Here is a 25,538-nt window from a genome sequence, read left to right as displayed (position 1 = left end):
TTAATTATTTAATTATTACTTTTTATTTCTAATCAATAGATCCATTAATGTAATAGAGGCATCCTCCATATCATTAACTATACTATCAATCTTAGCAATAATGTAATTATAAAAAATTTGAAGTATGATTGCCACAACAAGACCAAATACAGTTGTTAAAAGTGCTACTTTAATACCACCTGCCACAAGTGATGGCTGCATATCTCCTGCTGCTTCAATTTTATCAAATGCTTGAATCATACCAATTACCGTTCCCATGAATCCTAACATTGGAGCCAGAGCGATAAATAATGAAATCCAAGAAACATTTTTCTCTAACTGACCCATTTGAACACCACCGTAAGCTACAACAGCTTTTTCTGCAGCATCAATACCTTCATCAGTTCTATCTAATCCTTGATAGAAAATTGACGCGATAGGTCCTTTTGTGTTTCTACAAACTTCTTTTGCCGCTTCAACACCACCTGATGATAATGCGTCTTCAACATTTTGAGTTAATTTTTTTGTATTTGTCGTAGAAAGGTTTAAAAAGATAATTCTCTCAATAGCAATTGCTAAACCTAGAATTAAACATAACAATACAATACCCATAAATCCAGGGCCTCCTTCAATAAATCTCTTCTTTAATTCTTGATGAAATCCAAGAGTTTCAGCTGGTGCAGCTTCTTCTTCTTGAGTTGTTGTTACTACAGTTGTACTCGCATTTGTTGTAGTTGCAATTGCAGTTGCATTAGCAGTTCCAAATACCATCATTCCTGTAATGGCAAGGATAGAAAATAATCTTTTCATGTCTCGATCTTAATTTTATTAGTTAAAGTGTTAAAGATAAAAAAAAAAAGCAATTAATTAATATAAAATAACAGCAGAGAGGAAGGGATTCGAACCCTCGATACCCTTTTGAGGTATACACACTTTCCAGGCGTGCGCCTTCGACCACTCGGCCACCTCTCTTTAATTTATTTCAATCGTATTAATTACGGGGCATGAAATAACAAAAAAATCTTTAAACCTTAAAATTTTCCAGTGTTAATTTTAGGTCATTTCCCCTCTTAAAGACATTTCGTATGCAGATTTGAACATTTCAGCAGAAATATCTTGTCCAAGAAGGTACATTAATTTACCTATAGCAGCTTCCGTAGTAATATCCTTACCTGAAATTACACCTATTGTTTTTAAGCTATTACTGCTTTCATAATGTCCCATCATTACACTTCCACCAGAACATTGTGTTATATTTATTACATGAATTCCATTAGCAATTTTTTCTTTCACTAAATTAATAAACCAAGATTCAGTGGTGCAATTTCCGGCTCCGTATGTTTCCAAAATAACCGCCTTAAGATTTCTATTACTAAAAATACTTTCGATAACATTTTTAGTTATTCCCGGAAACAACTTTATTAGGGCTATATTATTATCTAAATTTTTATGAACTTTTAAAAGCTTATTCTCATCTGGTTTAAATAAATACTTCTTATTAACCTTCAAGTGCACACCAGATTCTGCCAAATCTGAATAATTTGGGGAGGCAAAAGCCTGAAAATGTTCTGCATTTATTTTAGTTGTTCTATTCCCTCTATATAGTTTATATTCAAAATATAAACAGACCTCTTTAATAATAGATTCATTATTCTTTTGTAATGAGGCTACCTGTATAGAAGTAATAAGGTTTTCTTTGGCATCGGTTCTTAAATCTCCAATGGGTAATTGAGAACCTGTTAAAACAACAGGTTTGGCTAGGTTTTCTAACATAAAGCTTAATGCCGAAGCTGTATAACTCATTGTATCACTACCATGTAATACTACAAATCCATCAAAACCATCGTAATTTGTTTCTATTATTTCCGCAATCTTCACCCAATATTTAGGGTGCATATTACTGGAATCAATGGGATGGCTAAATGACACAGTATCAATTTTACAATCTAACAACTGCAGCTCTGGAATTTTTTCTAAAAGAGTCTTAAAATCGAAAGACTTTAAAGCACCTGTTTCAAAATCTTTGACCATTCCAATAGTTCCGCCAGTATAAATAAGTAATATGTTAGGTTTTGAATGTGCCATCATTTAAATTTTAAAAACGTCTTTAGAGTTTTGTGTGGTTATTTCAGCTATGTCTTCAACAGGTAACCCATATATTTCAGACAACTTTTCTAACACCTTTAATATATAGACGCTTTCATTACGTTTACCCCTATAAGGAACAGGAGATAAATAAGGTGAATCTGTTTCTAAAACTATATGTTTTAAATCAATCTCGTTTAAAAACTTATCAATTTTACCATTTTTAAAAGTAGCTACACCACCAATACCTAACTTCATATTATAAGACATGGCTTGGTGGGCTTGTTCTAAAGTTCCAGTAAAGCAATGAAAAATCCCAAACAACTCATCGTGGTTTACATCTTCTAAAACTTCAAATATTTCATCAAAAGCTTCTCTACAATGAATAACGATTGGCAACTTATATTTTTTAGCCAATTCTATTTGATATTTAAAAGCTTCTTGTTGAATGCTCAATGTTGTTTTATCCCAATATAAATCAATACCAATTTCACCTACAGCATAAAATGATCGTTTTGCTAACATTTCCTCTACATGCTGCAACTCTTCTTTGAAGTTATCTTTTACATGTGTTGGATGCAACCCCATCATTAAAAAAATATTTTCAGGAAAATCTTTTTCTAGTTGAAGCATAGAATCGGTATATGTTGAATCTATAGCGGGAATAAAAAAACGAGATATATTTTCTTTTATAGCGCGCTCAATCATTTCGTGCCTATCTTCATCAAAAGCTTCGCTATATAAATGTGTATGTGTATCTGTTATAACCATTTTGTAAAAATAAAAAAGTCACCTGTAATCAAGTGACTTTCCTTTCTCTATTTTAAAACTGCTTAATCTAGTTTCTTAATAAGCGCCTGTGCATCTTCATAATCATCAGCATGTTCTGGAAGTGTTTTTAAAATATCCACACAAGCTTTATGGTCTTTTTGTTTTAATTTACTTAATCCGTGATACCAAGTGGCCTTATGCTTAAAAGCCGAATTTCCATTTTTTATGTCTTCCAATAAATTATCGGCAACATCAAACTTGTTTAACTCAATACTAGTTATGGCTTGATATAGTTTCAACTCTATATTTTCGACATCCTGTTTAATTAAATCGATTAGAGCTTCTTCGGCATTAATATAGTCCCCTGCATTAAAGGCTTCTTCAGCAATCTTTATTAAATCTTGTTGATTTTGTTCTCCTCTAACTGTTAAACTTATAGCGCCATGATTATCAAAATCACTATATGTTGGATTTGAAAATTGATTAAAGGTGAATAATCCTAAAAAGAAAATCACGCTAGCGGCAACGGCATATTTATAAAATTTGAAAACTTTTGATTTTTGTTTGCCCTCTGAAACTAATTCATCTTTGCTAAAATGTTTATCCGAAATCTTTTTAAGATTAGCTTCAAAAGCTGCCGAAGCCTCCTCATTTTCAAGCTTATTCTCTAAAAAAGAGGACAACTCTTTATAAGTATTGAAGGCTTGATTAAACTCTGGTTCGGTATTTAAGCGTAATTCAAAAGCAGCCACCTCATCAGATGATAATTCACCAGATAAATAAGATTCAAACAGTATGTAATTTTTATCTTCCATGACAATTAACTATTAAGTTGGTTAAATTTAGGTGACCCTTGAACCAGTTCGGTTAACTTACCAATACATAAAGATTTCTTTTTTCTGGCATAGGCATATGTAACACCTAAACTTTTGGCTACTTCTTCCATTGATTTAATCTTAAAAGTTGCCGTTAACAAATCTTTACAGGCTTTCCCCAAATTATTGAACATTTCTGAAAAAAGCGCTTGTTTTTCACCAAAAACTGATGTTTCAAAAGCTAGTTCTTGAGTCCCGTCATCTTTAGATAATACTTCCTCATTAATTGTTACCTCTTTATTAGAAGATTTTTTTAATTCGTTCAACCATTTCCGCTTACACAACAAAAAGAAATAGGCATCAAAAGGACAAGTTAATTGTAACTTCTTTTGACTTGCCTGATTGTAAATAGTTATTAGGGTTTCTTGAATAACATCTTGAGCTTCGTCTGCACTACCACTATTCTGCTTTATATAATTTACCACTTTAGGAACATACTTATCATAAATAGATTGAATAATAAACGAGTTATTCTGTAGTAATCCATCAATGTATTTCTGGTCTTTGTGAATTTTTTTTTCGCTCATTAACCCTTGTATTTGCTACTAAAGTAAAAAAAGTTTGAAATAAAAGGGTAACAAATTTTAAATGGTTTTGATATAAGGGTGTAACAGTCAAAAATTAAGACGAAACAAAATTTAATTAATCCATAAAAATTTAAAATCATGAGAAAATCAATTTTAATTATCGGAACCGTAGTGTTATCAGTATTAAACATAAATGCTACCAATGCAAACAAGAACCTTAACACTTTAAAAGAAGTGGTTGAAATTAAGAAAAACAACATTGCTCAAGTTTTTGAGTGGAAAGTTGAAACTACTAAAAGTACTTACTCTGGAACATCATTGTCTTTAGAACAAGCAAAAAAAATGATTGCATTATCTAGCTCTGGCGAAGTTGTAACCGGAAAAGAAATCAAAAGTTACTTTGTTTTAAAATCTGAAGTTAACAATACCGCAAAAAGAAATTATTTCTGGGAAGTTAAAACTGCAACAGGTTTTGCCAAAGGATATTCATCTACTGAAGCCTATGCACATAAAATGATAGAATTAGTAGCTTCTGGCGATGCTATTGTAGATAAAATAATCATTAGTCAACCTCAACAATAAAAAAATAATTACCAAAACAGGGTAACAAAATAGTTACCCTGTTTATATAACCTTGAATAACAATTAAAAATTAATATTATGAAAACTTATAACACATTTACAAAAAACAGAAAAAGCGTAATTGCTCAATTAAAAACTTTAAGTTATTTATTCGGTACATTTATTATAACAGCTTTATTACTTGCCAGCTGTACAAGCAATGATGATGGAGATGATTTCCCAATTGACCTAGCATCTGCAGAAGAATTCAAAGCTATTCAAGATGAAGTTCTTGAAGATTTAACACAGACTTTTCAATTTAATGCAGAAGATGGTTGGGTTAACCTAACTTCAGAAAAAGGAGTAAATATTGGTATTAATGCTAACTGTTTAACATTAAACGGTATTACAGTCACAGGAGCTATAGACTTAGATTTTGTTGAACTTTTTGACAAAGGAAACATGCTACTAACAAATAAGCCTACTATGGGTGTTTTACCTAACGGAGACAAAGCCTTATTGATTTCTGGTGGAGAATTCTTTATTGAAGCTACTCAAAACGGGCAGGCATTAGACACAAATTGTAATTTACAGTTATCTATTCCTTCTGCACTAACTGGAGGTACAGATAATGATATGATTCTTTGGAATGGTACTTTTGACGAAGATGGAAATTTAGCTTGGGAAGAAGATAAGCGCGACGGAGCTGGTGGACCTCAAGGTGAAGGTGGTCTTTTTGCTGAAGGAAACCAATACTATGCTTTTGTACATGACTTTGGGTGGAGTAATGTTGATAGATTTTACAATGACCCAAGGCCTAAAACAACTATTTTAGTAGATGCACCTGATGGTTATGACAACACAAACTGTGCACTTTATTTATCATATGATGGTGAAGAAACAGGGTTAGCAAATTTAGATACCTATAACACAGAAACTGGTTTGTTCTCTGAGCACTATGGTCAAATCCCAGTTGGTTTAGAATGTCATGTGATTTTTGTAACCGAAGAAAACGGAAACTGGAAATATGCTATTAAAGGAGTAAATATTGCTGAAAACGGAACTATTGTTATTACCGAGGATGACACCAACGTAGTAACCGAAGCTCAACTGATGAATTTGATTAACAATTTACCATAAGCATAGTTTTTTTTAATGACCTACTTTTAAATGGTTTACCCAAATTACTAACCTATTTATTTAAAGCCAGAAACCCCCAGTTTCTGGCTTTTATCTTTCATGGGTAACAAAACAACAACTAAGTTTATATAATAGTAGATAAATTAAACAGAGATGAAAAAAAGCATTTCCATATTAGCCGTAATTCTAACAATTATAATTTTATTGGTCATAATTGCCAACATAGTAATGATTGTAATTAACTGCAGTGATTAATAATAAATCTTACTTAAAAATAAGTCTTTGTATATTTAAACACCTAAACAATTTTGTTATGCCCAAAAGCTTACTTTTTTCATTATTTTTTTTACTTAGTATTTTTGGTTTTTCCCAGCAGACTATTGAAACAGATACGTTAACAAGGACAGCCAACATAAATTACAATACTCAAGGAAATTCTGTGGAGTTTAAACCAGAAACACCAGAATTAATTCAAATAGCAGGAGCACCAAAAGCTTTTTACACCTATCACTGGGAGTTTGGTGATGGAAAATACAGCAAAGAAAAAGAACCCAAACACATTTATAAAGACAAAGGCGAATACGAAGTGAAACTGTGGGCAACTAACAATTACGATAATGGAAAACCACCTACCACACGTCCCAAAAAAATTGCTGTCACAAATGTACCCGAAGATTATCAAGACGTAGCTTCTATGGATGAAGATTTCACTTTAAAACGGAATAGAGAACCTGTGCCAGACCAAGAAATGGTTACCATAGTAAGTTATAAAAACACCAAAGAATATATTACCAACGGGAAGCTATACTTATTTTACAACGAACTCAAATACAAGAATGACAATTTTGAACTAATCGAAACTAGAACCCATCATAATGAAAAAGATATATCTGATACTGGTTTTGCATACTCCCACAATATTGATGACGACCGAACGTATTTAGCTTCAATAAATAATGATATTATTGAAAGCTCTATAACAATACAAGATTCCACAGAAAAAATGAATCTTCCTTTAAGTATTCAAGAATCACAATCTATTTATAAAAACTGGAGTTTGTTGGAGTTTGATAATATGCAACCCAATGAAGAACGCAACATCTTTTTCAGTTTAAAAACCACCCCCGAAATGATAAAAGACACCAGCGCTATTATTTCGGTGCGAGGTATTTATGTGCCAGATTCTAATTATGATAATCATAAAGTGAAGGACATGGAAATGGAAATTGTCACATCACATGACCCAAATAAAATGTCTTCTAACGGTACTTTTATGAACTACAGATTTGTTCGCTTTAAAACCCTGAAATATAAAATCAAATTTCAAAACAACGGTGAAGGTCCCGCAAGAACCATTCGGTTAGAAACGGATATTCCTGAAATGCTGGATAAATCTACTTTAGAAGTAACAGACATGTACCCTAAATGTGATATTTGCCCAAAACGTGAGGTGCTATATAGTTGTTTAGACACAACCTTCACAGAGAAACAAGCCATATTCACATTTAAAAACATTTATTTACCCGGAAGTGAACAGAAAAACGTTAAAGAATATGATTCTACAAAGGGTTTTGTAAAGTATAAGATAAAGTTTGCTAAAGACTTCCATAAGAAAAAAACGAAAAGTAGAACCGCTATTATTTTTGATAAAAACGAACCGATTATTACCAATTACTCTACTACAAGGTTCTTACCTGGAATCTCTATTGGAGTAAAAACAGGTTATAATTCATTTAGTGATTTGAATAATTCTGACAGTTATTTCATTGGTGCAACAGTATCTCCTTATAAATCATACCGCTGGTATTGGCAAGTTGAACTTATGAATAATTTTCATAGCTATGATTCCGATATAAATGTTCTTGAAGAAATTATTGATGATGCCCAAGGATTTAGGTTCAGGCAACTAACCACTACAAGCTCAAGTTATGAAAACATAGATTGGGATATCCCTATTCTACTTAAGTATAATGTAAATAACTTTGTAGGTTTAGGTGTTGGTTTGCAGAATACCATTTCTATAAGCGAGAAACGAGAAAACGCAGTTTTAATTGAGCAGTTTGAAGGTGTTTTTCCTGATGCTCCAGTTATCAATACCATATCAGATAATACAAGTGAGTCCAATTCATTCACCAATTTAAGAACCGGATTGTTATTTGAGGCTACTGCCGGTTTCTCACGTATTGGCCCAAGCCTAGGCGCGCGTTATATTTTGAATTTTGAAGACAATTTTAATTACTGGCAATTCTTTGCCATCTGGAAATTCTAGAGGCTAGTGCCTATGGCGCATTTGGCAGGTCAATTTTGTGAATAAATTTTTTAATGAAAAAACTACTTTTCCTTTTTATCCTCATCCATGGCTTTTGCTTTTCTCAAGACCTTGAAGAATCCATTTATGTGGCTGCGGAAACGTTTATGGCCCAACCAAGTGAAGCTACATTTCAAACTTTAGCAAAACAAGAAGCACAATTTAAATCACAAGTAAAAACCAAAGATGAACAATTGGCTTTGGTTTTTTTACAGAGTCATAAAGGGCATTATTTAGATACCCATTCCAGATTAAAAGACGCCATTATCACCTATGAAGATGCCGTAAAACGTTTTAATGATTACGAGCTTTCAAAACTATCGGACTTTGACATTATTGAAAGCTGTCTCATTCCCTTAGGTAATTTATACACCAAAACCAATGATTACACCAACGCCGAAAGCACCATAAAGCAGTATTCTTATTTAGCTAAAAAGAACAATAAACCACAACACGAAATTAGTGGCGCCATTAATCTTGCCCAACTCTATTACGCTATCGGAAGGCATGAAACAGCTATTAAACTAACTTCCAGTTTTATTAATTACCCCAATATAACAAGCTCTCAAAAACAAAATCTAATTAATATCAATGCTGAAAGCCAAATTGCATTAGAAATTATCCCTACTTCTTTAGATAATAAACAGAATTACAAAATGGCCATTCAAGAAGGCCAATATGAAAAAGCCTTAACCCTATTTCAAAAGTTTAAAAAGAAAAGATTAGCCATTGAAAGTTTACAAAAAAGAGAAATAGCCCAAGTTTATATTGAAGAAGCGCAAATTTACCTTTTAAACAAAAATTCAAATAAAGCATTACAATCAATTCAAACAGCACTTAAAACATTAATTCCTAATGCCAATTTTAACAATTTACCTATCAAAGAACAGCTTTACGCCGAAAACAAATTCATTGATATTTTCGATTTGTATTCTGAGATTGAAACTAATTCTGATTTAGCTTTAAAAAGTTACGATTTAAGTTTTTATGTATCAGATTTATTAAAGGATACCTGGACCTCACAAGAAACAATAATATATAACCAATCCAACTATAGAAAACGAAGTGAAAAATGTATTGCTATTCTTTATAGTGCGTTTCAAAAAACAAAAGACACGACATATATATTAAAGGCTTTTGAATATTCTGAGAACAGCAAAGTGTTCACTTTAAAAGAAATGTTCCAAAAAAAACAACGTTTACAAAAACACCCGACAGACTCTTTACTCATTCAAGAATTTAACCTTTTGAAAGATCAAGAACACATTACAAGCAAATTGGTTCTTGAGCAATTAGATAAAAACCGAGCCTCCCAAATAACTACTTTGAGCAAACAGTTAAGTGATATAAGTCTTAAAATAAAATCCCTAAAAAACGCAATCTCAGATAAATATCCGGGATTAGAGAACCTCATTTCTATCAAAAATTTACAAAATAAATTACATGAAGATAATGCGGTTTTAGTAGAATATTTCTATGGCAAACATGCCATTTATCAATTTATAATTTCAAACTCCAATATTGAACTAAATAAAATTGATAATACAGATAAAACTGAAAAATCCATTGTTGATTTCATTTCTCTTTTTGATAATGTTTCTATCATAAACAACGATATTTCCAATTTCTCATCGCAGGCATTTAAGTTGTATAAGCTGTTAAATTTTGATGCCGTTTCCAGCTTTAACAAAATCATCATTATTCCTGATTGGTGGCTAAACTTTATTCCTTTTGAAACACTTTTAAAAGAAGAAACCAATACCACTGCATTCTCTAAAATGCCCTTTATTGTAAAATCTCAAAATATTATTTATAACTCTAGTGCTTATTTTTATACAACAGACAATAACTCTAAATCTAATAACAACTTATTAGGGTTTTTCCCTGTTTTCAAAAACTCAAACAAAACACTCACCTATTCTATAGACGAAGCAAATGCTATTAAAAAAGAAATGGCTTCGAAAATGTTAATGAACAAAGAAGCCACTAAAGCGAACTTCCTAAAGAATGCCTCAAATTATGGCATGTTACATTTATCAACTCATTCCAGTCATGGCGTTTCTGGAAAACCAGCCAACATAGATTTTTATGACGAGACTTTATATTTAAATGAATTATACAGTCTTAACTTGAACCCTAACCTTGTGGTTTTAAGTGCCTGCGAAACTGGCAAAGGCAAACTATATAAAGCTGAAGATGCCATGAGTATTGCCAGAGGATTTCAATACTCTGGTGCCAGAAATCTATTATTCTCATTATGGCAGATAAATGATTTATCAACCTCGAAAATCATGCAATCATTTTACGAAAATTATAGTGATACGCAATCTGCCCATTATTCTAATCAGTTATCTAAACTAGCGTATTTAGAAAATGAGTCCATCAGCAACACAAAAAAATCTCCGTACTATTGGGGTGCTTTTGTTTACTATGGCGAACTTACAAAACCTATCACCTCTTCCTATTTATTCTATGTTATAATTTCAGCATTAATCATTTTGATTATAGTATTTTTACGCACTAAATTTAAAAAGCCTCATGGATAAGACACTACAGGAATTTTTACTTGAAAGAGGTTACACCAAAGTAAAATTACACCTTACCAAAACCAATCATTTTGAAGTAAAGGCTTCTATAAATGGTCAAAAGGGACTATTTATATTAGACACTGGTGCTTCAAGTTCTTGCGTAGGGTTTGAAGGCGTTGAAACTTTCAAGCTTAAAGCAGAAGATTCCGAAATAAAAGCTGCAGGTGCTGGCGCAATTGATATGGAAACGAAAATGTCAAAAAAAAACAAAGTAAAAATCGGAAAATGGAGTCATAACAAGGTTGTTTTGGTTCTTTTCAATTTAACCCATGTTAACACCGCCCTAATTAACCACAATTCAGAACCAGTAGATGGTATTATTGGTGCAGACATATTAAAAAAAGGTAAAGGTATAATAGATTATCAAAAGAAATATCTATATTTAAAATTATAAATTCTTTTATAAATCACAATTAATAGCAATTCTTCTCTCTAAATGAATACCTCAATCGTAATTGCAGACGATCATCCTTTGATGCTTAGAGGGTTAACTGATTTTTTAACTTCAAAAGGTTTTAATATTATTGGAAGTGCTACTGACGGGAATGCTGCTTATAATTTAATAGTAAAGTTAAAACCTGAAATTGCTATTCTTGATATTAGAATGCCGCACAAAACGGGTTTAGAAATTGCTGAAGATTGTCAAAAAAATAATTTACCTACAAAAGTCATCCTTATCACTTTTGATAAAGAAGAAGAGGTTTTTGATCAAGCCAAAGCATTGAATGTTTACGGGTATATTTTAAAAGAATTTGCTGTAGAAGAAATTGAAACCTGCATAGAACATGTTGTAAACAACAAACCATATTTTAGTGAGGAAATAGCTGATTATTTAGAATCAAGCCCCTTAAATAGCCATTTGGACGCTATAGATCTTTTAACAAAGTCTGAACTGAAAATAGTGAAGCTCATTTCTGAAAATAAAACCAGTAACGATATTGCTGAAGAATTATCTATTTCAGTAAGAACTGTTGATAAACACCGTAGTAATATTGTGGCTAAATTAGGGTTAGATAACAAACCCACTTCACTATCAATTTGGGCAAACCTCAACAAGACTCATTTATAAAAATACGTAGAACTGCGTATTTTTTAAATCTCACTTATAACTTATCTTTACACTGCTATTAATTAGTTCTTAGGGAGAATTAAGAAAGCTCTAGTATCATTGTGATCTGGAGCTTTCATTTTTTATATACCTACCTCATCCCTGAAAAATACGTAGAAGTGCTTATTTTTTTTCTGATTCTTGAACACTAATTTTATATCTGCTATTAAGCTATTATATAATTCTTTTTTGAGAGATAGAATTATTTATAACTCTGCATCTTCATGGTGCAGAGTTTTTCCTCAAGTCTCCCTTTATAATAATTACGTTACCATGGAAAGTGAAAATAGACTTCTTGATAAATGCTGTATAGTTGGATTAACCATACTAGTTATTATCATAATTTCCATTAATCTTTTATTTGTTTTAGTTAGTTAGAAATATATGGTAACAAAAAAGGGGATGCTATTAATAGCATCCCCTTTTTCTACAAATTAATAATAATATTATAATTCTAAGGCTTTCTTAACATCGTTATTCATTAAGATTTCCACCGGATTTTCTAAAGCTTCTTTCACAGCTACCAAGAATCCTACACTTTCTTTACCATCAATAATTCTATGATCATAAGATAGTGCTACATACATAATTGGTCTAATTTCTACGTTACCGTTAACAGCAACAGGACGTTCTACAATATTATGCATACCCAAAATACCACTTTGTGGAGGGTTTATAATTGGCGTAGATAACATACTTCCAAACACCCCTCCATTTGTAATGGTGAATGTTCCTCCAGTCATTTCATCAACAGTAATTTGTCCTTCTCTAGCACGTATTGCTAAACGTTTAACTTCAGATTCTACACCTCTAAAACTTAAATTTTCTGCATTTCTAATTACAGGAACCATTAATCCCTTTGGTCCCGAAACAGCAATACTTATATCACAGAAATCATAGCTTAACATTTCTTTACCGTCAATCATAGAATTAACAGCTGGATACATTTTTAATGCACGAACCACTGCCAAAGTAAAGAAACTCATAAAACCTAGGCCAACACCATGTTTTGCTTTAAAGGTTTCCTTGTACTCACTTCTTAAAGCAAAAATTGGAGACATATCAACCTCATTAAAAGTGGTTAACATAGCCGTAGTGTTTTTAGCTTCAACAAGTCTTTCAGCTACCTTTCTTCGTAACATAGACATTTTACTTCTTGAAGTTCCTCTGCTTCCACCAGTTGGTGTTCCCATTGAAGGCACTACTTTAATAGCGTCTTCTTTAGTAACTCTACCATCCTTACCTGTTCCATTTATAGAGGCTGCATCAATACCTTTTTCGGCTAAAATCTTTTTGGCAGCAGGACTTGCACTACCTGTAGCATAAGTTGTTGGTTGTTGAGCTGGTGTACTTGCAGCTGCTTCAACTTTTGGGGCTTCCTCCTTAACTTCTGCCTTAACCGCTTCACCTCCTTCAGGTTTTTCTGCACTAGTATCTATATGACATACAACAGCACCAACCTCTACAGCATCTCCTTCTTCAGCTTTTAATGTTATAGTACCACTAGCCTCTGCCGGAAGTTCTAATGTTGCTTTATCACTATCTACTTCCGCAATAGCTTGGTCTTTTTCAACATAATCTCCATCTTCTACTAACCATGTAGCTATTTCTACTTCTGTAATAGATTCTCCTGGTGATGGCACTTTCATTTCTAAAATCATCTGTAATAATTTTAATTGTATTCTAAAATTTTTCTTTTTTATTCTTTTGTATCAAAAACGTCCATAATTACCTGACGCTGTCTTCTTTTATCTCTGGCGCTAGAACCTGGTGCTGGAACAGAGTTGTACGGTCTTGCACAAACTTCTAGTTTAACAATATCCAAGCGTTGTGCCATAAAGCCCCAAGCCCCCATATTTTTAGGTTCTTCTTGCGCCCAAATATATTTTTCTGCATTTGGATAACGACTGATAATTTCTTGAATTCTATCTAAATGTAGCGGAAACAATTGCTCCATTCTTATCAATGCAACATCCTTTCTATTAAGAACTTCTCTTTCTGCCAATAATTCGTAATAGAATTTACCAGTACAAAAAACTAGCTTTTTAACTTTATCAGGATTCATAGTATCATCAATTACTTCTTCAAACTTTCCGTTAGCCAATTCTTTAATTGAAGAAACTGCCTTAGGATGTCTCAATAAACTTTTCGGCGTAAATACTATTAGAGGTTTTCTATAGTCACGTTTCATTTGACGACGCAACAAATGGAAAAAACTTGCGGGTGTTGTACAATCTGCAACTATCATATTATCATTAGCACACAATTGTAGATAACGTTCCATTCTAGCTGATGAATGCTCTGAACCTTGTCCTTCATAACCATGAGGTAATAATACAACTACTCCATTTTGGGCTTTCCATTTATCTTCGGCTGCCGATAAATATTGATCGAAAATAATTTGAGCACCATTACTAAAATCTCCAAACTGCGCTTCCCAAATTGTTAGTGTATTTGGGTTTGCCATGGCATAACCATAATCAAAACCAAGAACACCATATTCAGAAAGAAACGAATTGTAAATAGACATTTCGCCTTTATTCTCTGGATTAGTATTTAAAAGATTGATGCGTTCTTCAGAAATTTCATCACGCAAAATAGCATGACGATGGCTAAATGTTCCTCGTTCAACATCTTGTCCAGAAATTCTAACATTAAAACCTTCTTCTAATAAACTACCATAAGCCAAGGTTTCAGCCATACCCCAATCAAGTTTATCAGTCTCAAAAACCATTTTTTCACGTCCATCTAAAATACGAACAGCTTTACGTAAAAACTTAACACCTTCCGGAACTGTAGAAACCACCTTTGAAATCTTCTTAAGATTTTCTTCCGGATATTTAGTGTCTATGGTTTTAAGCATAGCATCTAATCCTCTACGCGTAAAATCCGTCCAACGTTCTTGCATAAACTCTCTAACTTTGGAAGAATTTGATTCTTTAGCCTTAGCATATTCGCTTTCAAGAGTCCCTTTAAATTCTGCTACGATACCATCAGAATAAGCTTTATCAATAGCTCCTTCAGCAATAAGCTTTTCGGAGTATACCTTAAAAGGATTTGGGTGTCTTGCTATATTTTTATAAAGTTTAGGCTGAGTAAAACGCGGTTCATCACCTTCATTATGCCCGTACTTTCTATACCCTAACAAATCAATATAAACGTCTTTTTTGAAACGCATTCTGTAATCCAATGCCATTTCAATAGCATGTGCAACCGCCTCAGCATCATCAGCATTAACATGCAATACAGGTGACAGCGTTACTTTAGCAACATCTGTACAATAGGTGCTTGAACGCGCATCTAAATAATTGGTGGTAAATCCAATTTGGTTATTAACTACTATGTGAATAGTTCCTCCTGTCTTATAACCATTAAGCATACTCATTTGAGCCACCTCATAAGCTATTCCTTGACCAGCAATAGCCGCATCTCCATGTACTAATATTGGTAATATTTTAGAGTCATCACCATCATAATCATCATCAATTTTAGCTCTTGTAATTCCTTCAGCTACCGGACCAACAGTTTCTAAATGTGATGGATTTGGCACCAAATTCATCTTAATAGACTTTCCGTTTTGATAGGTTTTATCAAGCGTTAATCCTAAGTGATATTTTACATCACCATCAATATCTTGATCCTCAAAATCTTTACCTTCAAACTCGCTAAATAGTTCATGTAATGGTTTTCTAAAAATATTAACCAATGTACTTAATCGACCACGGTGTGCCATTCCTAAAACACATTCCTTAACTCCAAACTTTTCAACCGCATTATAAAGCGTATTACTAATAGCTGGAATTAAAGACTCTCCTCCTTCTAACGAAAAACGTTTTTGACCAACATATTTGGTTTGTAAAAAATTCTCAAACGTCACCGCCTGATTTAATTTTGAAAGTATATACTTTTTAGTTTCTGTTGAGTATTCTGGGTGGTTATCGTTAACATTCAGTTTATCTTGCCACCATTTAATCACATCTGGGTTACGCAAATACATATATTCAACGCCAATAGAATCACAATAAATTTGTTCTAAGTGCTTAATGATTTCGCGTAAAGGTTGTGCTTCTAAACCTAAAATCTCACCAGCAGAAAATACCGTATCTAAATCGTTTTCGGAAAGCTCGAAATTTTTTAACTCTAAAGTTGGGAAATATGCTCTTCTTGTTCTAACTGGGTTTGTTTTGGTAAATAAATGCCCACGCATTCTATAACCATCAATAAGCTTAACAACTTGAAACTCTTTATGAAGATGTTCTGGTATCTGGGTTGTAACGCCCTCAACAATCTCACCATCTAAACCGTAGTTCTCACTACCAAAATCATAACCTTGAAAAAAGGCTCTCCAACTAGGTTCAACACTATCAGGATTTTGCAAATATTGATCGTACAAATCAGCAAAATATGCTGTATGTGCTGTATTTAAAAATGAAAATTTATCCATCGCTATTTTTAGTCCCGTAAAGGTTAGTCAAAATATTTGCCAAAAATACAACTTTTGCCAAAAATAGATGATTCTTTGTCTATATTTATACCTTATAATAAGCATTTAGCGAATATGTTTGTTTTGTTGTTAATTTTTTAATAATATCTCATTTTGACTATGCAATTTTCTTCATTTTATAAAAAAACCCTCATTATTTTATTAGTTTCCCTTTTCTGTTTTCAGACAATTACTGCTCAGAAAAATAAAGATGATTTTTGGAATAATGTGAGATATGGCGGTGGATTAGGGCTAAATTTTGGAGATGGTTTTTTTAGTGGAACCATAGCACCTAGTGCCATATATGAGTTTAATCATAATTTTGCTCTGGGTTTAGGATTAAACGCTACTTTCAATAATCAAAAAGGACTTTACAAATCTAATATTCTAGGAGGTAGTTTAATTAGCTTATTCAATGTTATCAATGAAGTTCAAATTTCGGCTGAATACGAACAACTCCATGTTAACAGAAGATATGATGTTCACTTAAATTTGGCTGACGACAATTTTTGGTCTCCGGCATTATACCTTGGAGCCGGTTATAGAAGCGGCAATGTTGTTTTTGGTATAAGGTATGACTTGTTATATAATGAAAACAGAAGTATTTACTCAGATTCGTGGGTACCTTTTGTAAGGTTTTATTTTTAGAATTAAAGCGGGAGAAAAGCGCTACCTTCTTCCACAGAAAATGCTAATTCTTTAATAGTTCTATTTTCTAAATTATTTAAAATATCTTTTCTTGAGGCAACTAGTATATTATGCAACGGACAAGGTTTCTCTTCATTACATTTTTCTAAACTTAACATACAGGAATTAAGCTTCTGTTCGCCATCAATAACATGAATAATATCTATTACTGAATGATTCAAGTTTTCTTCGTTTAAATAAAACCCTCCTTTAGGCCCCCTAACAGAGGACACTAATTCTTCTTTCACCAATGGCTGTAGCAATTTTGCTAAATATGCTTGTGGCACATTAATAGGCACAGCTATATCCTTAACCATTACCCTTTTTTCCTCATCAGAATGTAAAGCTAAAAATAGAACTGCTTTTATGGCATATTTAGATGAATTTGAAAGCATATTAAATATCAGAATTAAATAACAAATATAAAAAAGATGAATACATCCTAAATATGATTTTTATCATATTTTTTGGTGTTTTTACTACCTAGTTTTGTTATTGGCAAAAAATCCACTTTTATGAAAACACCACTAAAACTAATAGCTATCTTATTTACTGCATTACTACTTAACTGTGGAGGTAAGGAAGAAAAAAAGAAAGAAGGTTTCAGTTATGAAAAAAAAGAAACCACAGTTAAAAAAGAAGTAAAAAAAGATGAATCTATACCACCATCTAAACAAATAGATCTTACTAACAAAGGTATTGGCCCCATAACATCATTAACTCTAGATGATAAAATAGACCAAAAAATGGCAACTCATGGTGGCGAGGTCTTTAAAAAATTATGTACTGCTTGCCATAGAGTGGATAAAAAATTTATTGGACCTGCCCCAAAAGGAATTACAGAACGTCGTTCTCCAGAATGGATTATGAACATGATTTTAAATCCGGTTGAAATGACCCAAAAAGACCCATTGGCCAAGGCATTATTAATGGAGTTTAACGGAGCTCCTATGGCTAATCAAAGTCTATCTGAAGAAGATGCCAGAGCAGTCTTAGAATACTTTAGAACCTTAAAATAACGCCAAAATATGAAAACCATTAAACAGATTCTTCTGTCTGTCTTATGCTTAATTGCATTCGCAGCATGTAAGAATGAAAACAAAGAAACCTCAACGACCTCTACAGTTTCTGAATCTGAAACTGCTACCACAAAAACTGGTCAAGCTTTTATTCAAGATGATGAAGCTACACCAAATTGCTTACAAATAGCCATTGGTTCTCCAGATCATAAAACCTTAGTAGCTGCTGTACAAGCTGCTCAAGTAGAAAACGCATTGGTAAACGTTGGACCTTTAACTGTTTTCGCTCCTACAGATGCAGCATTCGCTGCTTTACCGGAAGGCACTGTGGAAAACTTGGTAAAACCAGAAAATAAAGGCACCCTTGCAGATATTTTAAAATACCATGTTACTCCAGGTAATTTAAGCACAACTATTTTAACGAAACTTCCTAAACTTGGACAGGCAAACAACCAATATGTACAAGTCGAAGTAGTTGATGGTAAACCTGTAATTGGAGGCGCTAATATTCTTGCTAGTGTAAAAGCTGGTAACGGTATTGTTCATGTAATTGACAAAGTTCTTTTACCTCCAAGTAAATAAAAACTTAAACTAATCTAATATAACAATGAAAAATATTTTAAAATCAGCAGTTGCACTTTTAAGTGTTCTTGTAGCTTTTACAAGTTGTAATAATACTTCAAACTCTAATGCAGGAGCTTTGTCAAGTAGTGCTGCAGAAAAAGTTTATGTAAATCCGGGAGAGCACGATGAATTTTATGCGTTTATCTCTGGTGGGTTTAGCGGACAACTTTCTGTCTACGGATTACCATCCGGACGTTTATTTAAAGTGATTCCTGTTTTCTCTCAAGATGCAGAAAAAGCTTATGGGTATAACGAAGAAACTAAGCCTATGCTTAATACATCTCACGGGTTCGTTCCTTGGGATGATTCTCACCACCCAGACATTTCTCAAACAAACGGAGTTATTGATGGCCGATGGGTATTTATAAACGGTAACAATACACCACGTATTGCAAAGATTGATTTATCTACTTTTGAAACTACCGAAATAATTGAAGTACCAAATAGTGCCGGTAATCACAGTTCTTCTTTTGTAACTGAAAATACAGAATATGTAGTAGCAGGAACGCGTTTCTCTATTCCTATTCCTCAAAAAGATATGCCTATAAAAGATTACAAAGGTAACTTTAAAGGTGCTTTATCTTTTATTTCTGTTGATCCGGAACATGGCCATATGGATATTAAATTCCAATTAATCATGCCTGGTTTTGACTATGATTTATCTCACCCTGGTAGAGGAAAATCTCATGGATGGTTCTTCTTTAGCACTTATAATACCGAAGAAGCTAGTACGCTTATGGAGGTTAATGCCTCTCAAAATGATAAAGATTTTATTGCAGCTGTTAACTGGAAAAAAATTGAAGAATATGTTAACAATGGCGGCGGTACTATGATGCCTGCTAATTATGCTCATAACGTTTATGACGAGTCTACGCATTCTGCTACTTCAACCATGATAAAAGAGGTGCTTACTGTAAACCCATTGGATGTACCAGGTGCTGTATTTTTAATGCCAACACCAAAATCACCTCACGGATGTGATGTAGATCCAACTGGAGAATACATAGTTGGTAGTGGAAAATTATCTGCAAACTTAACAGTACATTCATTTACAAAAATGTTAGCCGCTATTGAAAACGAAAGTTTTGCAGGAGATGCTTATGGTATTCCTATCATAGATTTCGAAGCTTCTTTAGCCGGTGTAGTTGAGCAACCAGGTTTGGGACCTTTACATACAGAATTTGATGGAAAAGGAAATGCTTATACAACATTCTTTATTTCTTCGGAAGTTGTAAAATGGAAATTAGGTACTTGGGAAGTTGTTGATAGACAACCATGTTACTACTCTGTTGGTCACTTAATGATTCCTGGTGGAAATTCTCAAAAGCCTTTTGGCAAGTATGTTGTGGCCATGAATAAGATTACAAAAGACCGTTATTTACCTACAGGTCCAGAGGTAACACAATCGGCTCAACTATATGATATTTCAGGAGATAAAATGGAACTCTTATTAGATTTCCCAACTGTAGGTGAACCTCACTATGCAGCTGGATGTCCTGCTGATTTAATTAAGCCTCGTTCTAAAAAATTATTCAAGTTAGAAGAAAACAACCACCCTTACGCCACCAAAACAGAGGCGGATACAAAAGTGGTTCGTGAAGGTAAAGACGTGCATATTTATATGACAACTATACGTAGTCACTTTGCGCCTGATAATATTGAAGGTATTAAGGTAGGTGACAAAGTATATTTCCATATCACAAACTTAGAACAAGATTATGATGTACCTCACGGCGTAAGTATTATTGGAGCTAACACTTCAGAATTACTAATTATGCCAGGGCAAACAGAAACCTTTGTCTGGGAACCTAAACAAGTTGGTGTTTGGCCATTCTATTGTACAGATTTCTGTTCGGCACTACATCAAGAAATGCAAGGATATGTTCGTGTTTCTGCGGCCAATTCTAGTACGCCTCTTAGATGGTCATTAGGAGAAGACATAGAATAAAAAACTTAGGGAAATTTTGTTTTAGTGTTTATTTCCCTAAACAAGGCGAGAGTTATTCATTTCGCTCTCGCCTTTCTTTTTAAAACACAAAAAAATATCTCAAACTTCAAGATATATGAAATGAGCCATGGCAATTTAGTTACTGTCAACCAAAATGTTTAATGGCGCAATTACATCTGACAGATATAAAACAATAAAAAAATTACAGATGAAACGGCAAAATATCATTATGCTTATTGCAGCTTTATTACCTTTAGGGCTATTTCTTTTTCCCCTTTGGAAAATTACTTTAGAAGCACCGCAATACCCTACACCACTAGGAATGTATATTCATATTAATGATTTTTCCGATGCCAATCCGCACGACATTAAGAATATTAATATTATGAATCATTATGTCGGCATGAAGTATATCCCTGAAGCTATTCCAGAATTCAAAATCTTTCCCATAGGAATCATTATTACAACCATTATTGGTTTAATAATAGCCTTCAAAGGAAACTACAAATGGTTTTTATTTTGGTTCATTTTAATGATAGTCTTAAGTGCTGCTGGACTCTATGATTTTTACCTCTGGGAACATGATTACGGTCATGACCTAGACCCTAAGGCAATTATGAAATTCACTAACCCTGATGGCTCTATTATGGGCTTTCAACCACCATTATTTGGCACCAAAGACATTTTAAATTTTAAAGCGCATTCATACCCACAACTAGGTTCTTTATTCTTAGGTTTAGGAATTGCAGGATCATTTATTGCGCATCTAGTAGGAAAGAAAATCCACAAAAAAGCATTGCATATGTAGAAATCACAAACGACCAAAACACTAAAAAATGAAAACACTAAAACACTATTCAATAATTGTATTATTGCTGACATTTGTTGGCTGTAATATCTCACCCAAACCCATAGATTATGGAAATGATGGTTGTCATTTCTGTAAAATGACCATTGTAGACAAGGTCCATGCGGCAGAAGTAGTAACCAAAAAAGGAAAGGTTTATAAATTTGATGCCACCGAGTGTATGATTAATTTTATGGATGAATTTGATACCTTTACCATCAAATTATACTTATCAAACAACTATTTAGAACCAGAAGCACTTATTGATGCTACTGAATCCACTTTTTTAATAAGTGAGAATATCCCAAGCCCAATGGGAGCATTTCTTTCTGCTTTTAAAACCAAAACAGAAGCCGAAACTAAACAAGCTGAAAAAGGCGGTACGCTGTACTCCTGGGAAGAATTACTAGCTCATTTTAAAGACTAGCACCATGAAAAAACATTTTGTTTTTTTACTAGCCATTTTAATGGCATGCCTTAATAATGCACAAAATATTGAGGTGTGCAGCACGTGCCCTGTCACTACATTAAAATCAGCTATTAATCAGGCAAAAGATTTTGACACTATAATTGTAAAAAAAGGCACTTATAAAGAGCACGACATTGTAATAGACAAACCCTTAACTGTAGTCGGCAAAAACTACCCTATAATTGATGGTGAACTAAAAGGTGAAATCATCACCATCACATCAGATAATGTTACAGTGGACGGCCTCTTTATAATAAATGTTGGAACAAGTTACACAGAAGATTATGCTGCTTTAAGAGTTAGAAAAAGCAAGCATTTCGAGATTAAAAATTTAGTTTTAGAGAAACTGTTTTTTGGTATTTATATAGAAAAATCTAACCACGGAAAAATATTCCATAACAAGATTATTGGCGATGCGGTTGAAGAATACAACTCTGGTAATGGGATTCAACTTTGGTATAGTAACCACATTGAGGTAGAACACAACCATGTGCAAAATGTAAGAGACGGCATATACTTAGAATTTGCAGATAACTGTTTAATAAAAAACAATATAAGTACAAATAATCTACGCTACGGATTGCATTTCATGTTCTCAAATGATGATATTTATCAAGACAATACCTTTGAGAATAATGGTGCTGGAGTAGCCGTTATGTTTTCGAAAAAAATAAAAATGTATAACAATATTTTTCGAGAAAATTGGGGTACGGCTTCCTACGGAATGCTTCTTAAAGAAATTAATGATGCCGAAATTATTGGAAATACATTTACCGAAAACACCATTGGAATTAATATTGAAGGCTCCAACCGAATCGTGTATAAAAACAATAACTTTGAAAACAATGGTTGGGCTATAAAGGTAAGAGGTGCCTGTTATACCAATAGCTTCACCGAAAACAACTTTTTATATAACTCTTTTGATATTGCTTATAATAGCAAAGTGAATGATAATGTATTTGACAAAAACTACTGGAGTAATTATACTGGTTATGACTTAAATAAAGATGGTATTGGTGATGTGCCGTACAGGCCTGTAAAACTGTTTTCATATATTGTTAACCGAACCCCTGAAACTATCATTTTACTACGAAGCTTATTTATAGATATTATTGATTTTTCTGAAAAAGTGTCGCCTGTTTTTACACCAGACAATCTTTTAGACAACAACCCATTAACAAAAAGAATCATATGGTAAGTATTCAAAATCTACATAAAAAGTTCAATAAAAATGTGGTTTTAAGTGGCGTTGATTTAACCATTAATGAAGGCGGCATTTTTGCAGTATTAGGACCCAATGGCTCTGGAAAAACAACCCTCATTAAATCCATTTTAGGAATGGTAATTCCTAATAAAGGAGACATTTCTGTGTTAGGAGAAAACATAAAAAATAATTCTAAATATAGACATAAAATTGATTATTTACCACAAATAGCCAACTTTCCAAACAACCTTAAAGTCAAGGAATTGATAAAAATGATTAAGGATTTACGTGGGAATACCGAAGCTGATAAACATTTAATAGAAGTATTTACTCTAGAACCTTTTTTAGATAAAAAATTAGGAAACCTATCTGGTGGCACCAAGCAAAAAGTAAATATAGTTCTGGCGTTTATGTTTGACAGCCCACTAATCATTTTAGACGAGCCAACAACAGGCTTAGACCCTATTTCTTTAATAAGGTTAAAAGAGTTAATACAAACTGAAAAAGCTAATGGGAAAACCATCATTATTACATCTCATATTATGAGTTTTGTTGAAGAAGTGTCAGATGAGATTGTGTTTTTATTAGAGGGCAAAATTTATTTTAAGGGCAGTATTTCAGAATTAAAAACCAAAACCAATCAACCAGATTTCGAACATGCCATTGCGTCAATTTTAACTAATAATCATGCTTAAAATATTAAAATATAGTTTTTACGATTTAATGCGAAGCCGTTGGAGTTACGTGTATCTAGCATTCTATTTATTGTTAGGCATTGTCTTATTATTTCTTAATAATGATCTTTCAAAAGCAGTTATCACTTTAATGAATGTTATCATTGTATTAGTACCATTAATAGGAACCATTTTTGGTGTTATGTACTATTATAACTCAAAAGAATTTACCGAGTTATTATTAGCACAACCATTAAAACGCTCCTCTATTTTTCTTGGTCAGTACTTAGGTGTTGCCATATCTCTTTCCATGAGTTTAATTTTAGGATTGGGCATTCCTTTTATCTTATACGGACTGTTCAAATCATCAGCCATTTGGGATTTTTCTTTACTCCTAATTACAGGTGCTTTCCTTACATTTATATTCACAGCTCTAGCTTTTAATATTGCCTTATCAAACGAAAATAAAATCAAAGGATTTGGTTACGCCATACTGTTATGGTTATTCTTGGCTATTATTTATGATGGTATCTTTTTAATGTCATTAATTATTTTTGAAGACTACCCCTTAGACAAATTATCATTAGTTGGCACCATGCTAAACCCTATTGATTTGTCTAGAACACTAATCCTTCTTAAGCTAGATATTTCTGCCTTATTAGGATATACCGGAGCCATTTTTAAAAAGTTTTTTGGCACTAACTACGGATTAATAATCTCCTTTATTGCACTTGCTATTTGGGTTATTTTACCAATATTTAGAATAGTTAAAAAGTCTAGAAAAAAGGATTTTTAGCAGAAAACAAAGCCTAACAAAAGTCATGTTTTTTGGTTTGTCAAATCTATATTTTTGAATTATCATATAAAAGACAATAATATCCTTTTATTAAAAAAGACTATGAACTTAATAGAAAATAAAACGGTTGCTGAAGTTGTTGCGGAAAACATTAAAACGGCTCATGTTTTTAAAAAACATGGCATTGACTTTTGCTGTGGTGGTGGTATAACCATAGAAAAAGCTTGTGAGAGAAAAGCATTAGATTATGAGATTCTTAAAAATGAACTATTACAAGTTGACGATGCTCCAAAAGCATATGATTATAACTCATGGAACCTTGATTTCTTAATTGACCACATTATAAACATACACCATACCTATGTTGAAGAGTCTATTCCTTTAATTCTTCAATATTCTAACAGAGTGGCTGAGGTACATGGGCATCATTATACAGAAGTAGTTAAAATCAATCAACTTTTTACTGAAGTTGCCAATGAATTAGCGGCTCATTTAAAGAAAGAAGAACTTGTCTTGTTTCCTTATATTAAGAAGTTATTAAAGCTTAAATCAGAAGGTGCTCAACTGGAAACCCCTTCATTTGGAACAGTGAAAAATCCAATCCATATGATGGAAGAAGAACATGAATCTGCAGGAGATATTTTCAAAACCATTGCTGATTTAACAAATAATTATACGCCACCTGAAAGTGCATGTAATACTTTTAGAGCGCTTTATGCAAAACTGGAAGAATTTGAACAAGATTTACATCAGCATATTCATTTAGAAAACAATATTTTACACACAAAAGCAAAACAACTAGAACTAAGCTTTTTATAGCCCTAGCTAAATAGAGGTGTTATTAT

General features: G+C 32.9%; 24 protein-coding genes and 1 tRNA gene. 16 read left to right on the top strand and 9 right to left on the bottom strand.

Features of this window, described 5'->3' with window-relative positions; genetic code table 11:
- Positions 1–15 precede the first annotated feature (15 nt).
- The 6 genes from FUA22_RS12870 to FUA22_RS12845 form a co-directional block, all read right to left on the bottom strand.
- On the bottom strand, positions 16–789 hold the full coding sequence (locus tag FUA22_RS12870; protein ID WP_147768964.1) for a MotA/TolQ/ExbB proton channel family protein: 774 nt from the start codon (positions 787–789) through the stop codon (positions 16–18).
- A gap of 74 nt (positions 790–863) precedes the next feature.
- Positions 864–951 (bottom strand) — tRNA-Ser (locus FUA22_RS12865).
- A gap of 81 nt (positions 952–1,032) precedes the next feature.
- Positions 1,033–2,064 carry an asparaginase gene (locus FUA22_RS12860; RefSeq protein WP_147768963.1) on the bottom strand — a complete coding sequence of 344 codons (1,032 nt, stop codon included), beginning with the start codon at positions 2,062–2,064 and terminating at the stop codon, positions 1,033–1,035.
- A 3-nt stretch (positions 2,065–2,067) separates the two neighbouring features.
- Positions 2,068–2,835: a TatD family hydrolase gene (locus tag FUA22_RS12855; RefSeq protein WP_147768962.1), complete on the bottom strand. Its 768-nt coding sequence runs from the start codon at positions 2,833–2,835 to the stop codon at positions 2,068–2,070.
- A 62-nt stretch (positions 2,836–2,897) separates the two neighbouring features.
- Entirely contained in the window at positions 2,898–3,650 is a 753-nt protein-coding gene (locus FUA22_RS12850; protein WP_147768961.1) for a tetratricopeptide repeat protein, read from the bottom strand.
- 5 nt (positions 3,651–3,655) lie between these two features.
- Positions 3,656–4,237 (bottom strand): RNA polymerase sigma factor, encoded by a 582-nt coding sequence (locus tag FUA22_RS12845; RefSeq protein ID WP_147768960.1) that lies wholly within the window; start codon positions 4,235–4,237, stop codon positions 3,656–3,658.
- Positions 4,238–4,375: 138 nt separating this feature from the next.
- Between FUA22_RS12845 and FUA22_RS12840 the strand changes: the two genes are divergently transcribed.
- From FUA22_RS12840 to FUA22_RS12815, 6 genes are all read left to right on the top strand, one after another.
- Positions 4,376–4,819, top strand: a complete 444-nt coding sequence (locus FUA22_RS12840) for a hypothetical protein (RefSeq protein WP_147768959.1) — start codon at positions 4,376–4,378, stop codon at positions 4,817–4,819.
- A 78-nt stretch (positions 4,820–4,897) separates the two neighbouring features.
- Entirely contained in the window at positions 4,898–5,938 is a 1,041-nt protein-coding gene (locus FUA22_RS12835; RefSeq protein WP_241664821.1) for a hypothetical protein, read from the top strand.
- Positions 5,939–6,251: 313 nt separating this feature from the next.
- On the top strand, positions 6,252–8,207 hold the full coding sequence (locus FUA22_RS12830; protein ID WP_147768958.1) for a DUF7849 domain-containing protein: 1,956 nt from the start codon (positions 6,252–6,254) through the stop codon (positions 8,205–8,207).
- 53 nt (positions 8,208–8,260) lie between these two features.
- Entirely contained in the window at positions 8,261–10,792 is a 2,532-nt protein-coding gene (locus tag FUA22_RS12825) for a CHAT domain-containing protein (RefSeq protein WP_147768957.1), read from the top strand.
- Positions 10,785–11,228: a retropepsin-like aspartic protease family protein gene (locus FUA22_RS12820; RefSeq protein WP_147768956.1), complete on the top strand. Its 444-nt coding sequence runs from the start codon at positions 10,785–10,787 to the stop codon at positions 11,226–11,228. Before FUA22_RS12825 ends, FUA22_RS12820 begins: the two co-directional genes overlap by 8 nt.
- Before the next feature lie 42 nt (positions 11,229–11,270).
- Positions 11,271–11,903, top strand: a complete 633-nt coding sequence (locus tag FUA22_RS12815; protein WP_147768955.1) for a response regulator — start codon at positions 11,271–11,273, stop codon at positions 11,901–11,903.
- Positions 11,904–12,388: 485 nt separating this feature from the next.
- Here FUA22_RS12815 and odhB read toward each other — a convergent pair whose 3' ends face one another.
- Positions 12,389–13,603, bottom strand: a complete 1,215-nt coding sequence (odhB, locus tag FUA22_RS12810; protein WP_147768954.1) for a 2-oxoglutarate dehydrogenase complex dihydrolipoyllysine-residue succinyltransferase — start codon at positions 13,601–13,603, stop codon at positions 12,389–12,391.
- Positions 13,604–13,641: 38 nt separating this feature from the next.
- Positions 13,642–16,386 (bottom strand): 2-oxoglutarate dehydrogenase E1 component, encoded by a 2,745-nt coding sequence (locus FUA22_RS12805; protein WP_147768953.1) that lies wholly within the window; start codon positions 16,384–16,386, stop codon positions 13,642–13,644.
- A gap of 159 nt (positions 16,387–16,545) precedes the next feature.
- Between FUA22_RS12805 and FUA22_RS12800 the strand changes: the two genes are divergently transcribed.
- On the top strand, positions 16,546–17,073 hold the full coding sequence (locus FUA22_RS12800; RefSeq protein WP_147768952.1) for an alpha-ketoglutarate decarboxylase: 528 nt from the start codon (positions 16,546–16,548) through the stop codon (positions 17,071–17,073).
- A 2-nt stretch (positions 17,074–17,075) separates the two neighbouring features.
- On the opposite strand, the gene FUA22_RS12795 is transcribed toward FUA22_RS12800, so the two are convergent.
- Complete coding sequence (locus tag FUA22_RS12795; RefSeq protein ID WP_147768951.1) at positions 17,076–17,507, bottom strand: RrF2 family transcriptional regulator; 432 nt, start codon at positions 17,505–17,507, stop codon at positions 17,076–17,078.
- A 120-nt stretch (positions 17,508–17,627) separates the two neighbouring features.
- On the opposite strand from FUA22_RS12795, the gene FUA22_RS12790 reads away from it, so the two are divergent.
- The 9 genes from FUA22_RS12790 (at position 17,628) to ric (ending at position 25,512) form a co-directional block, all read left to right on the top strand.
- Positions 17,628–18,131 (top strand): c-type cytochrome, encoded by a 504-nt coding sequence (locus tag FUA22_RS12790; RefSeq protein WP_147768950.1) that lies wholly within the window; start codon positions 17,628–17,630, stop codon positions 18,129–18,131.
- A gap of 9 nt (positions 18,132–18,140) precedes the next feature.
- Positions 18,141–18,713 carry a fasciclin domain-containing protein gene (locus FUA22_RS12785; protein ID WP_147768949.1) on the top strand — a complete coding sequence of 191 codons (573 nt, stop codon included), beginning with the start codon at positions 18,141–18,143 and terminating at the stop codon, positions 18,711–18,713.
- A gap of 25 nt (positions 18,714–18,738) precedes the next feature.
- On the top strand, positions 18,739–20,703 hold the full coding sequence (nosZ, locus tag FUA22_RS12780; protein WP_147768948.1) for a Sec-dependent nitrous-oxide reductase: 1,965 nt from the start codon (positions 18,739–18,741) through the stop codon (positions 20,701–20,703).
- Positions 20,704–20,911: 208 nt separating this feature from the next.
- Positions 20,912–21,511, top strand: a complete 600-nt coding sequence (locus tag FUA22_RS12775) for a hypothetical protein (protein WP_147768947.1) — start codon at positions 20,912–20,914, stop codon at positions 21,509–21,511.
- Between the two features lie 28 nt (positions 21,512–21,539).
- A complete protein-coding gene (locus FUA22_RS12770; protein ID WP_147768944.1) occupies positions 21,540–21,977 on the top strand; it encodes a nitrous oxide reductase accessory protein NosL in 438 nt (145 codons plus the stop codon).
- 4 nt (positions 21,978–21,981) lie between these two features.
- Complete coding sequence (locus FUA22_RS12765; protein ID WP_147768942.1) at positions 21,982–23,217, top strand: nitrous oxide reductase family maturation protein NosD; 1,236 nt, start codon at positions 21,982–21,984, stop codon at positions 23,215–23,217.
- The gene (locus FUA22_RS12760) at positions 23,211–23,918 is read left to right on the top strand and encodes an ABC transporter ATP-binding protein (RefSeq protein WP_147768940.1); all 708 of its coding nucleotides are present in this window, start codon (positions 23,211–23,213) and stop codon (positions 23,916–23,918) included. Before FUA22_RS12765 ends, FUA22_RS12760 begins: the two co-directional genes overlap by 7 nt.
- Positions 23,911–24,693, top strand: coding sequence for an ABC transporter permease (locus tag FUA22_RS12755; protein ID WP_147768938.1), 783 nt, complete (start codon positions 23,911–23,913; stop codon positions 24,691–24,693). Before FUA22_RS12760 ends, FUA22_RS12755 begins: the two co-directional genes overlap by 8 nt.
- Positions 24,694–24,795: 102 nt before the next feature.
- Complete coding sequence (ric, locus tag FUA22_RS12750; RefSeq protein ID WP_147768935.1) at positions 24,796–25,512, top strand: iron-sulfur cluster repair di-iron protein; 717 nt, start codon at positions 24,796–24,798, stop codon at positions 25,510–25,512.
- The last annotated feature ends 26 nt before the right edge of the window (positions 25,513–25,538 follow it).

Source organism: Seonamhaeicola maritimus, assembly GCF_008056315.1.
In the GTDB taxonomy this organism is placed as follows: Bacteria; Bacteroidota; Bacteroidia; order Flavobacteriales; family Flavobacteriaceae; genus Seonamhaeicola; species Seonamhaeicola maritimus.
This window is presented reverse-complemented; position numbering and strand designations above follow the sequence as displayed.